7 protein-coding genes are annotated in these 12,658 nt (G+C 66.9%); 2 read left to right on the top strand and 5 right to left on the bottom strand.

All coding sequences use genetic code 11. The features are described 5' to 3' along the window. Window positions 1-8: 8 nt before the first annotated feature. Both TS85_RS10255 and TS85_RS10250 read right to left on the bottom strand, forming a co-directional pair. The gene (locus TS85_RS10255; RefSeq protein ID WP_227698750.1) at window positions 9-2,045 is read right to left on the bottom strand and encodes a beta-galactosidase; all 2,037 of its coding nucleotides are present in this window, start codon (window positions 2,043-2,045) and stop codon (window positions 9-11) included. Between the two features lie 26 nt (window positions 2,046-2,071). Continuing rightward, entirely contained in the window at window positions 2,072-3,622 is a 1,551-nt protein-coding gene (locus tag TS85_RS10250; protein ID WP_044332009.1) for an alpha-L-fucosidase, read from the bottom strand. Window positions 3,623-4,035: 413 nt separating this feature from the next. Here TS85_RS10250 and TS85_RS10245 point away from each other — a divergent pair, with 413 nt between their 5' ends. Then, window positions 4,036-7,239, top strand: coding sequence for a TonB-dependent receptor domain-containing protein (locus tag TS85_RS10245; RefSeq protein ID WP_162184710.1), 3,204 nt, complete (start codon window positions 4,036-4,038; stop codon window positions 7,237-7,239). Window positions 7,240-7,379: 140 nt separating this feature from the next. On the opposite strand, the gene TS85_RS10240 is transcribed toward TS85_RS10245, so the two are convergent. From TS85_RS10240 to TS85_RS10230, 3 genes are read right to left on the bottom strand one after another with little or no spacing between them, the layout of a single operon-like run. Continuing rightward, window positions 7,380-8,693 carry a M28 family metallopeptidase gene (locus TS85_RS10240; protein WP_044332008.1) on the bottom strand — a complete coding sequence of 438 codons (1,314 nt, stop codon included), beginning with the start codon at window positions 8,691-8,693 and terminating at the stop codon, window positions 7,380-7,382. Between the two features lie 44 nt (window positions 8,694-8,737). Next, on the bottom strand, window positions 8,738-9,772 hold the full coding sequence (locus TS85_RS10235; protein WP_052507836.1) for a FecR family protein: 1,035 nt from the start codon (window positions 9,770-9,772) through the stop codon (window positions 8,738-8,740). Next, window positions 9,769-10,281, bottom strand: a complete 513-nt coding sequence (locus tag TS85_RS10230) for an RNA polymerase sigma factor (RefSeq protein ID WP_044332007.1) — start codon at window positions 10,279-10,281, stop codon at window positions 9,769-9,771. The genes TS85_RS10235 and TS85_RS10230 overlap by 4 nt, the downstream gene beginning before the upstream one ends. Before the next feature lie 164 nt (window positions 10,282-10,445). On the opposite strand from TS85_RS10230, the gene TS85_RS10225 reads away from it, so the two are divergent. Continuing rightward, window positions 10,446-12,647 carry a TonB-dependent hemoglobin/transferrin/lactoferrin family receptor gene (locus TS85_RS10225; RefSeq protein WP_044332006.1) on the top strand — a complete coding sequence of 734 codons (2,202 nt, stop codon included), beginning with the start codon at window positions 10,446-10,448 and terminating at the stop codon, window positions 12,645-12,647. The last annotated feature ends 11 nt before the right edge of the window (window positions 12,648-12,658 follow it).

Below are 12,658 nucleotides of genomic sequence, written 5' to 3'. Positions count from 1 at the left end.
CGCGACGGCTATTGGAGCAGCGCGACGCCGTACGGCTCGAGGTCGATCTTCGCGGAATGGGTCTTGCCGGTCAGCGCATCCTTCCTCGCCCCGGCGAAAGCGACGGCAGCCGGCGCATTGTTGGTGTTGACGTACAGCGTCCGGCCATCGACGTCGCGAGCGACCACGCCTTCGGGCGTCGCCGGGCCACGCGCGATCCCCAGCGTGGCATAGAGCGAGCGCACCAGCGGATCGAGGAACGCGGCCTGCGCTGCCGTGGCGAGGTAGATCGCCTGGCCCTTGCCGAATGTGTTGATCGTGATCGCCGGGCTGGGCTGCGGCGTGTTCGCGAACATCGCCAGCGGCTTGGCAGTGTCCGGCTCCAGGACCTCGTAATAAGGGTCGGTGCCGGTGCGGACGGCGCCGTCGAAGGTGAATTGCAGCGGCTTTTCGGACCGGTAGAACGCGTTGGTGCGCAGGCCGAATACGTCCGCCAGCCGCCCCGGCAGCGGCGTTTCGAACCATTTGCCGGTTTCATCGACCTTGGCCGAATAGCCGGTCATGATCACCGTGCCGCCGTTGGCGACATAGTCGCGCACTGCCTTCGCGGTCGGCGCGTCGATGATATAGGCGCTCGACAGGATGACGAACTTGTAGCCGGCGATCGGATCGTGGCCGACATCGATCACCGCAGCATCGATATTGTCCCGGAACAGCGGCTGGAACGCCGCCTTGACCTGATCGTCATAGCTGGCCTTGAAATATTCCTTCATCGTGTTCGGGCCTTGCGGCGGATTGGTCAGCCAATTCGTCTCGAACGAATAATGGACCGCGACCTCGGGCCGGCGATAGCGCGGGAAGCCCATCGCCTGCAGCCGCCGGAACTCGCTGGCGATCCGCCCGAACTCATCGACTTTCCAGGATGGGCGCCCGTCATGATCGACGAGCCCGAACAGCGACTGCTCCTCCCCGCCGATATGCGAATTGAAGGTCCAGGCGAGAACGGTCTGCGCATAATGAAGCAGGCCGAAATAGGCCCACATGCGCGAGCGCCCCGGCGTGCCGTAATAGCCGCCGCCGCCGGCGGTGAATTCGTTGAACCACATTGGCGTGTCGTGCCCGGCCCGGTTCATCATCACCTCGAAGCCGGCGCCGAGAGGGTCGCCGGGATAGAAGCCCTGCGCGCCATAGGTGGAGATACGGTTCCACGAACGCAGATAGTCGAAACCCTTGGTTGACGCGGTCGGCCAGAGATTGGACGCCACGGGAAGATTGGGCGCGACCTGCTTGCGCACCGCCTCCAGGTCCGTAAGCGCGCCGATCGTGTCGTCGGACCAATAGCGGCGCAGATCGAGATAGCGTTCGTTCGGACCTGGCCCGTGGAAATAGGGCAGGTCGATCTGGTCCCAGCTATTCAGCCGGCGCGACCAGCGCTGCGTCGCCCAGGCCTTGTTGAGCGCTTCGATCGTCCCGTATTTGCGCTGCAGCCACGCGACGAAGCGGACCCGGTCGGCTTCGGAATAGGAGACCTGGCCATTGCCGATCTCGTTATCGTAACCGAGCGCGATCACCGCCGGGTTATGGGCGTAGCGCGCCATGATCCGCTGCGCGAGGCGCTTGGCCAGGCGGCGGTAATCGGGATCGCTGATATTGTCCCAATAGCGCGAGGCGGCGTTGCGGCGGATGCCGTCCTGGGTGACGATATCGACGCCCGGATAGGTTTTGTGCAGCCAGATCGGCGCAGGCTGGCCGGGAATATCGACCACGACGCGGATCCCGGCGGCGTGCATCTGGGCGATGACGTCGTCGAGCCATTCGAACGTGAACCGGCCTTCCTCGGGCTCGAACGAATCCCACGACAGGTCGCCGACGCGGACCAGATCGAAGCCGGCGCGCTTCATGATCGCGATGTCCTGGCGAATCTGCTCGGGCGAACGATCGATCGGCTGATAATTGGTCCCGACGAAAAGCTGGCCCTTGCCGGGCCATTCCGGATGCCCAGCCGCGCTCTGGGCATGGGCCGACGGCGCGACAAGGGAGCCGGCCAGCGCCAGCGTCAACGCCATACCCGCTGCTCGGGCGAACCCGCCGATCATGCCCCAAAGCCGATCTTGAACGCGCTTGCGTGACGGGCCGGCAGCGTCGTTGGCACATCGATCACCAGTGCGCTGTCGGTCTGGCGATACGCGATAGGCCCGGGGTGGCCGAGCAGCCGGACCGAGCGGACCCGGCGGCGCTCGTGCGGGTTGTCGAGTGCGAGCGCGCGGATCGCGACGGTGCCGCGCGGCTCGGCGAGCGTGATCGCGTATAGGGCCGCGCCCTTGGTGGTGAAGCGGATGTCCTGCGCGGTATATTCGGCCTTCTCGTTGAACATGCCGGGCTTGGGCGTGGTCGGACCCTCGCCATGGATTTTCCAGGGGCGGGTGCCGTGGATCGCTTCGGAATGCACCTTCATCCACGCCGCGAGCTCGGCGAGAAGCTGCTCCGATTGCGGCGGCAGGCTGCCGTCCGGATATTGCGAGATGTTGAGCAGCATGTTGCCGTTCTTGCTGACGATGTCGGCGAGCATGGTGACGACCTCGCCGGTCGTCTTGAACGGATGGTGATCGCTATAGAACCAGTCCGCATTCGACGTGCAGGTCTGCCAGGGCAACGGGTTGATCCCGGCCAGCACCCCACGCTCGACATCCTGGACGACGGCCTCCTTGTGGAATTCGCCCGAGCCCGAATCCTTGCAGGTGTACACCGCATCGAGCGTGCCGTTGCGCGCGATGCTGCTGTTGTAGAGATGCGCGACCAAGGCGCGGCCGACTTCGCCGAACGGCAGGCCGCCATCGGTGTAGAGCAGATCGGGCTGATAGCTGTCGACCAGATCGCGGATGCGGTCGAGCCAGTGGCGATGGAATGCCGGATTGGTGGTGTACCAGCTGGCGGGCGTGTTGACGAACGGCTCGTCGCGATTGTCGTGATACAGGTCCGTGTAGCGCGGGTCCGCGCCGTCATAGCGAAGGCCGAGCTTGGGCCAGAACTGGTCGTACAGGTGGCTGGGGTGCCACCAGGTGTAGCTGGCGCCGAGATGCTCCGAAACGCCGAAGCGCAGGCCGAGGCGCTTGGCCGCCGTCCGCCACGCGCCGACGATATCGCGCCTGGGACCCATCGCCGCAGCGTTCCAGCGGTGATGCTTCGAATTCCACAGGTCGAAATTGTCGTGATGGACGCCCATCGCGACGAAATAGCGCGCGCCGGCGGCGGCATATTTGTGCATCAATGCGTCGGGATCGAAATTCTCGGCCTTCCACAAGGCGATGATATCCTTGTGCCCGAACTCGGACGGGTGGCCATAGGTCTTGAGATGATGGTCGTAATGCGGGTGGCCCGGGACGTAGAGAAACCGCGCATACCAGTCGCCCTGGCGCGGCACCGCCTGTGGCCCCCAATGCGACCAGATGCCGAACTTCGCATCGCCGAACCAGGCGGGCGCGCGATAGGTTTTGAGCGAGGCGACGCTGGCGTCGAAGGGCCCGATGGCCGGCGAGGGAAGCGCGTCTTGCGCCCGCAAGGACCGATCGCGGCTGTATGCCGGGGCGAATCCCAATGCGGCGAGCGGTGCGGCCAGCACTTCGCGTTTGCTGAAGCCAACCATTTGCCTTCCCCCTCCTGCGTGCCTCGCGTCAGGTGATCCCTGAAGGATTCGTGCGGACAGCCTTAGCGTAGCACCGGCGCCGGGAACGAAGGGTGGAATTGTTCTCGACCGGAGCCTGGCGGTGCGAAGCGGACCAGGGGCCGCTGGAGGGGGCCAAAGAGATGTCTGCCGGATCAACGGGGACATTTCGGCGTCGACTGGCGCGAAGTGAAGATGCGCACCCGCAAACGCCAGGAACGCGCGATGCCTGCCAATGCGGCGCAGCGTCGGCGCGATCCGCTGGCTGGCGGCGATTCATCCCCAATCGTCGGGAGACGGTGACAAAATTGTTGCGGTGCGGAAAATCTTTGGCGGGATCGTAGTGGCGCTGCGTCTTTCGGAGGGAACCATGATGCATGGGCAAGGGGGACGCGATGTACAACAGGGGACGGTTCTCGATCTATGGCGGCGGCTCCGTGGCGACGCTCGCGCTGTGCCTCGTTGCCGCGCCGGTGTCCGCGCAGGCGCGCAATTTCGACATTCCTGCCGGTGATCTGGCACGCGCGCTGAACGCCTTTGCGCGACAGGCGAACCGCGAGATCATCTTTTCCAGCGCCATGGTCGCGGGCAAGCAGAGCCGGGGCGCGCGCGGCAAGCTGGAGCCGCGCACCGCGCTCCAGCTGCTGCTCCAGGGCACCGGGCTGCGCGCCGAGGGCGATGCCGTGCTGACGCTGCGCAAGGCGAGCGGACCCCAGGCGGTGATCGCGCGGCGCGAGCCGACAAGCTTCCAGGCGACGCCGGTCCAGACCGCTTCGCGCACCTCCGCCGACGACGCGCCCGTCGCCGTGCAGGCCGGACCGCTCCCCGCGACGCAGGACGCCAGCGTGCAGGAGGGCGAGGAACTGGTCGTCACCGGATCGCGCATCGTGCGCGACGGCTATCAGGCGCCGACGCCCACGACGGTGCTGTCCGCCGAGGACATCCAGGAGCGCAACCCCACCAACATCGCCGACTACATCACCCAATTGCCCGCAATGGGCACCGGCAATACCCCGCGCACCACCACGCTGTTCGCCAATGCGACCGGCGGCGCGAACCAGCTCAGTGCGCGCGACCTGGGTGTGACGCGGACGCTGACGCTGCTCGATGGGCGCCGCGTCGTCGGATCGGGGATGTCGCCGGCAGTCGACATCAACCTCCTGCCGCAGAACCTCGTCCAGCGCGTCGACATCGTCACCGGTGGCGCATCGGCGGCCTATGGCTCGGACGCTGTCGCTGGCGTGGTGAACTTCATCCTCGATACCAAGTTCACCGGGCTGAAGGGCAGCATCAACCTGAGCCAGACCGACTATGCGGATGGCCGCGTAGTGTCGGGCGACCTTGCCTATGGCACCAAATTCGCGGGCGGGCGCGGGCATTTGCTGCTCAGCGGTTCGTACTTCAAGGGCGAGCGGATCGACTTTTACGATAGCACCCGCGACTGGTTCCAGCCGGGGCTCCGCCTGCTCAACAACCCCGATTGGACCGCGACCAACGGCCAGCCCGGCCAGCTCGTGCGCACCGATGCGGGGTATAACAGCACCCCCGGGGGCGTGATCGCCACCGGCCCGCTAAAGGGGATGGTGTTCGGCCCCGGCGGCACGGTCGGCAATTTCGTGTTCGGCCCGATCCAGCAGGGCCAGGTCCAGGCAGGCGGCACCGTCGAATCGATGCCGATCCGCGGCGCGCTGATGCCCGATGACGAGCATTGGAGCATCTATGGCCGCGCCAGCTATGAGGTGACCGACGACATCACGGCGATCTTCGAGGCCAGCTATGCGGGCAACGACACAGTGAACTGGTCGGCGGTCTATAACCGCCAGGGATCGACCGCGCTGACGATCACGCGCGACAACCCGTTCATCCCGGTGGTGACGCGGCAGGCGATGGACCAGGCGGGGGTCACGTCGTTCCAGATGAACCGGCTGTTCTACGACATGATCAATACTCCGGGGACGCATATCGGCGAGGCGGGGTATAACCGGCGGCAGGACCGCATCCTTGCCGCGCTGGAGGGCAGCATCTTCGGCAGCGGCAAATGGCGCGCTTATTACCAGCGCGGGCATAGCGACGTTTGGTACACGCGCGACAACAACATCATCCCCGCGCGGCTCAACCTCGCGATCGACGTGATCGCCAATCCGGCCACCGGTGGCGTCAGCGGCGTCGCGGCGGGGACGCCGATCTGTCGCTCGACGTTGGCCAATCCGGGGAATGGCTGTGTGCCGATGAACCTGTTCGGCGAAGGATCGCTGGGTGCCGCGTCGATCGCCTGGGTCACGGGGCTCAGCGACGGGTATCGCACCCGGCAGGACCTGGATTTCTATCAGGACGTGTTCTCGTTCGACGCGCAGTACAACCCATTCTCGACCTGGGCGGGGCCGGTGACGGTCGCGGCAGGGTTCGAATATCGCAAGGAGTCCTTCTCCTCGACCGCCGACGCGGTGTCGCTGGCGTCGCAATGGAATGTCGGCAACTTCAAGGGCGCGAGCAACGGCTATAACGTCAAGGAATTCTTCGGCGAAATCCTGGTGCCGCTGCTCCAGGATTCGCCGCTCGGGCGCAGCCTGGAGCTGAACGGCGCGGTGCGGCGGACCGATTATTCGACCAGCGGCGCGGTGACGACGTGGAAGGCCGGGCTGACCTGGGACATTGGCGACCTGCGGCTGCGCGGCACCCGCTCGCGCGACATCCGCGCGCCCAACCTCAACGATCTGTTCGCGCCGAGCAGCCAGTTCGTGAACGCCTATCTGGATCGAAGCCAGACAGGCAGTCCGCAGGTGCCGAACATCACGCTGAGCGGCGGCAACCCGAACCTCACCCCCGAAATCGCCGACACCTGGACCGCGGGCGGCATCTACCAGCCCAAATGGCTGCCGGGGTTCAGCGTGTCGGTCGACTGGTACAAGATCGACATCAAGGATGCGATCACGGCGGTCGGCGCGCAGCAGATCATCGATCTGTGCTACGGCGTTGGCGGGACGCGCAACCCCGCGGCATGCGACTCGATCGTCCGCGCTCCCGGCGCCACGACCCTCGCCAACGCCACGATCTACACCAGCGGCATCAACGCCCAGAATGTCGCGGTCGAGGGTGTCGACTATGAGGCGAGCTACCGCGCCAGCCTCAGTTCGATCGCCGGCGCGCTGCCCGGCGCGATCAACCTGCGCGTGCTGGTGTCGCAGCGGCTCAAGGACGAGACCAACCTGCCCGGTGGGTCGACGCCGCCGACGCTGGGGACGGTCGGGAGCCTGAAATGGCGCGGGCTGGCGACGGCGACCTACGCCCTCGGGCCCAGCCGCACGACGATCACCACGCGCTATCTGGGGCCGGGCAAGATTACGAACCAGCCCGCGACCAGAAGCGTCGGCATCGCCGACGACCTCAACCATGTCGATCCGGTCTGGTATTTCGAACTCGCCCAGAATTACGACATTGCGCTGGGCGGGAACAACAAGGTGACGCTGTTCGGCGTGGTCGAGAATCTGTTCGATCGCGACCCCGAACCGATCCCCAGCAGCGGCACGTCGTTCGGTACTTCGGCGCCCTACGACCTGCTCGGCCGGACCTATCGCGTGGGGCTTCGGTTCAAATTCTAGCGAGGGCGGAACCCTTGGGTCGGCTGGCGGCACTCCTGCGCAAGCGGGGGTGCCGTTGGTTTTTGGGCGCTTCGCCAGTCTTACAATGCAAAAAGGCCCGCGCCGGTCCTCCGGCGCGGGCCTTTGCTACGACGGAGGCCTCAGCGCGGGCGGCGTGGCGCTCGACCGCCGAAGGTCACGATGCTCTCCGCGCCGTCGCTCGACAGCGCCGATACCCCGATGAAATGATCGTCCACGACGACGTCCTTCAGCGTCGCCTCGGTCGCCGATGCGGGCACGTCGCGCTGGTCGGTCCAGTCCTGCTTGTCGTTGCGCCGCCAGCGGATGCGATAGCCGGCGGCGCCGTGCGAGGCGGTCCAGCTCACCACCGTATCGCTGCCCAGCGCGCCGGCTAGCCCGACCTGTGCCGGCGCAGCGGGGGCGGCGGCGAGGCGGGCGATCGCGGCGACGTTGATCGCCGTCACCTTGGCCAGATACGGGAAGTCCATCTTGTCGACCGTATCGCCATATTCGATCCCGTTCTCGGTGCGCAGGTCCTGGTGCTGCTGGTTGTAGTTCTCGATCCCCACCGAGAAGCGCACCGCGGGATAGCCGAGCTTGAGGAACGGCTCATGATCGCCCCCGCGGCCGAAGCGATCGGGGCGGCGGTCGACGAAAACATCGATCCCGCCGGGGATCGTCTCCGCCGCCTTGTCGATCGCGCGGGCGAGCGCGCGGCTTGGGCCGTCATCCTCGCCGCCATTGCCGCGCCGCGCGAGCTGTTCGGGCACCGTCTCGATCGCGCGAATGCCCTCGGAGAACACCCGGACCCGGTCCGCGACGCGGGTGCCGTTCTGGCCGATCGTGTTGCCGACAATGTCGTTGTTGAGCACTGCGGTGACGACCCAGCCGCGCTCCTTCGCGGTGTCGGCGAACAGTTGCGCGCCGAGCAGCCCCTGTTCCTCGCCCGACAGCGCGGCATAGATGATCGTCGCGTCGAATTTGCGCTTCGACAGCAGCCGCGCCGCCTCCAGCACCAGCGCGACGCCCGATGCATCGTCATTGGCGCCCGGCGCATCGGCGGTGGCGTTCATCACGTCGCTGACCCGGCTGTCGATATGCCCCTGGACGATCACCACGCGATTGGGATCACGCCCCGGCTGGATCGCGAGGACATCGACGATGTTGACGCCGTTCGGCGCGCGCTCGACGGTGAAATTGCGCTCGATCGTCGAGGTCTGGATGCACCCGCCGCATTGCACCGCCGTCCGCTGCATCTCTTCGGCGAACCAGCGCCGCGCCGCGCCGATCCCGCGCTTGGGATCGTCGGGGCTCGACAGGCTGTGGCGGGTGCCGAAGCTGACCAGCTTCTCGACATCGGCCTTGAGCCGCGCCGGGCTGGGCGCGTCCTGCGCCGAGGCGGCGACGGCGGGGAAGAGGAGCGCCGCGGAGGTTAGGAGGGGGAGTCGTTTCACGATGGGCTGTCCTGTCTGGTAAGGGGATACGGAAACGGCGCAGGCTACATCGCGTCGCCCCCCGACGACGCGGTGCGGCCGGCTTTCGGCACGATATAGACATTGCCCTGCGCGCCGTGGCGCACCTCGACGGGCAGCGTGACTTCGAGCGCCTTGAGGAAACCCGCCTGGTTACTCGTGCGGAACATGCCGTTGATCCGCATCCCCGCCACCGCCGGATCGACGCGGATCTTGCGCGGCGAGAACGCGTTCATCTCCTCGACCGCGCGCGCCAGCGGCTCATTGTCGAAGAAGAGCTGCCCGTCGGCCCAGGCCAGCGCGCGATCGGTGTCGATGGTGCGCAACCGGGGGGCGGCTTCGCCGTCGACCGCGACGAGTTGCTGATGTGGCTTGAGCAGCTGCTGGACCCTTTCCCCCCGGCGCGGATGCAGGAGCCGCACCGCGACCGACCCCTCGGCCAGCGTCACCCGGACTTCGTGAGGCGCCAGCCGGACGTCGAACACCGTGCCGAGCGCGGTCACGCTGCGCGCGCCCGCGCGCACCACGAACGGGCGCTGCGGGTCCTTGGCGACCTGGAACAGCGCACGCCCGGCAAGCAGCGTCACGTCGCGCCGCGCATCGCCGATCCGCGCCGCCACGCGCGTCCCCGAATCGAGCGTCAGGATCGATCCGTCGGCCAGCGTTACGCGCGCGCGCTCGTCGGGCGAGGTCGCATAGATCGTGTCGCCGTGCAGCGCTGCGGTGAGCTCGGCGCTGCGCTCGCTCTGGGTGAAGGTGACCAGCGCCACCACGAGCATCGCCGCCGCGGCGACCGACGCAAACGTCGCGAAGCGCCGCCGCCGCGTATCGTGGACGCTGGCGCGCGCCTCGTCGCGCAGCGCGCTCAGCTCGGGCATGTCCGCGTGCGCGCGCAACGCCCCGAGCATTGCCTGGAGGCGATCATGCGCGGCCTGGTGCTCGGCATCCTGTTGCAGCCAGGCGTGGAACGCGCGGCGATCGCGAAACGTCACCTGGGTCCCGCGCAACCGCGCATCCCAAGCCGCAGCGGCCTCCTCCACGGTATCGAGATACTGGCTCATCGAACTTTCCGGAGGCGATAGAGGAGGTGGCTGTTGGCCTTGGCCATGTGCTTCTCGACGGTGCTGAGCGACAGGCCCATCCGCCGCGCGATCTCGACCTGGGCAACGCCGTCGAAATGATAGTGGCTGAATACCATGCGGACGGTTTCCGGGAGTTCGTAGAGCGCGGAGATCATCATCTGCACCGCCTCGCGGCTCTGGAGAATGCGTTCGGGCGAGAAGGCGGCTTCGTCCTCGACATCGAACCCGTCGGGCACTCGGCTGACGATGCCGCGCACGCTGGCCCGGCGGGCGCGATCGCGCAGGACGTTCGACGCGACCTGAAAGACATAGCCCTGGATGTTGGCGATCTTGGCCAGATCCTGCGCGGCGAGGCGGCTGAAGACGTCCTGCACCAGATCGTCGGCATCCTCGCCGGGGGACACGCGGCGGCGGAAGAATCGCAGCAGCGGCGCACGGTAGTGCGCGGCCAATTCTTCAAGCCGTGGATGCCCCGCGACAGCTGACATGCGTGCTCCTCCCGCCCGCTAAGACGCGACAGTTCGGCGGTCCCGTAAAAAAAAGGTGCGCGCCGAAGGTTCTACGTGCCTGCGCCGAAAACGGGTTTGACGCATCCCCATTTGCAGATATAGCTATTGCGAATCAATCGCAGTAATAAGCAAAGGGAGCGCTCGTGATCCATTCCATCGTCCGCCTGGCCGGGGCGGCGAGCCTGTTCGCCTATCTGTCGTTCGCGCCGGCCGTTGCTCAGGCGCAGCAGGCGCCCGTCACCGCCGACGAGGACGACAAGCCCGATCCCGCCACCATCACCGTCACCGCGACGCGGCTCGCCACCGATACGCAGAAGGTACCCGCCACCGTCACCGTCGTCACCGACGAGAAGATGGCCGACCAGCTGGTCAACGACGTCAAGGATCTGGTGCGGTTCGAACCCGGCGTGAGCGTACCCCGCCAGCCGGCGCGGTTCGGCGCGGCATCGGGCACCACCGGCCGCGCGGGTAATGAAGGCTTCATCGTGCGCGGCATCGGCGGCAATCGCGTGCTGATCCAGGTGGACGGGGTGCGCGTGCCCGATGGCTTCACCTTCGGCGCGCAGAGCGTGGGGCGCGGCGACTATGTCGACCTGGGGCTGGTGAAGTCAGTCGAGATCCTGCGCGGGCCCGCCTCGGCGCTCTATGGCAGTGACGGCCTGGCGGGCGCGATCAGCTTCACCACCGCCGATCCGAGCGACTTCCTCGGCGGCGGTAAGTCCGTGGGCGGGCTGGTGCGTGCCGGCTACCAGTCGTCCGACCAGGAATGGAGCGAGACCGGCATCCTGGCCGGCAAGTCGGGCGCCTGGTCGGCGATGGTCGCCTATACCCGGCGCGACTTCGGCGAGCTGGAGAACCAGGGCAGCGTCGGCGGCAGCGGTGCGGCGCGGACCAAGGCCAATCCGCAGGACGGCGATTCGAACGCGGTGCTCGGCCGGATCGTCTACGAACCCGGCACCGGCCATAAGCTGCGGCTGACCGGCGAGTATCTCGACAACCATCTCGACAGCAACGTGCTGACCAGCGTCACCGCGAGCGTCGCCGGCACCACCGCCAACGACAGCACGAAGCGCAAGCGCGCCGCGTTCGACTGGACCTGGGATGGGCAGGGCGCGATCCAGCGCACGCGGCTGAGCCTCTACTGGCAGCAGTCCGAGGACAGCCAGTTCTCCGCCGAGGACCGCGTGACGCTCGCCGACCGCACCCGGCTGAACACCTTCGACAATCGCGTGTTCGGGGGATCGGGCGAGATCGTGCTCGGCTATGAGACGGGGCCGCTGCGCCACCGGCTGATACTCGGCGCCGATGCGAGCCGCACCCGGCAGGAGGGCATTCGCGACGGCACCGTGCCGCCGACGGGCGAGACCTATCCCACCCGCGCCTTCCCGATCACCGACTTCACGCTGGCGGGGCTGTTCGTCTCCGACGAGATCAGCCTCGGGCCGGTGACATTGTTCCCGGCGCTGCGCTTCGATCATTACGCGCTCGATCCTAAGAGCGACGCGGCGCTTCCGGCGTTCAACTCGGCCAGCCAGAGCGGCTCGCGCGTCTCGCCCAAGATCGGCGCGACGCTGGCGCTGAGCCCCGATGTCAGCCTGTTCGCCAACTATGCGCAGGGCTTCAAGGCGCCCGAGCCGAGCCAGGTCAACCAGTTCTTCCAGAACCTCGCCTATGGCTATCGCTCCGAGCCCAACCCCAATTTGAAGCCCGAGACGAGCCGGAGCGTGGAGGGCGGCATCCGCTTCGGCGGCGGCGGGGTGCGCGTGCAGCTGACCGGCTTCCACGCCGATTACGACAATTTCATCTCGCAGGAAGTGGTGGGCGGCGCGTTCACGCCGGCCAACCCGGCGGTCTACCAGTTCATCAACCTCGACGAGGCGCGGGTAACCGGCATCGAGGGACGGGTGAATGCCGAACTGGGGCATGGCCTCAGCGCCAATCTCGCCTTTGCCTATGCCGATGGCGACGTGATCCGGAACGGCACCAAGGCGTCGCTTTCGACCGTCGATCCGGCGAAGATCGTCGGCGGCCTGGGCTATCGCGCGCCAGACGGGGCGTATGGCGGGCAGTTGATCGTCACGCACAGCACCCGCAAGGAGGCGACCGCGACCACCGGTGTGTGCACCGCCGCCTGTTATCGGCCCGACGCCTTCACCATCGTCGACGCCACCGCCTTCTTCCGCGTGAGCGAAGGGCTGACCCTGCGCGCCGGCGTGTTCAACCTGTTCGACGCCAAATATGCCTGGTGGAACGACGTGCGCGGATTGGCCGCCAGTTCGACCGTCAAGGACGCCTATACCCAGCCGGGACGCAACGGTAGCGTCTCGATCAGCTACCGCTTCTGAGCATCGGGGGA

It is taken from the genome of Sphingomonas hengshuiensis (genome assembly GCF_000935025.1).
GTDB lineage: Bacteria > Pseudomonadota > Alphaproteobacteria > Sphingomonadales > Sphingomonadaceae > Sphingomonas > Sphingomonas hengshuiensis.
Note: the sequence above shows the minus strand (reverse complement) of the source record. Positions and strands in the feature narration are given on the sequence as shown.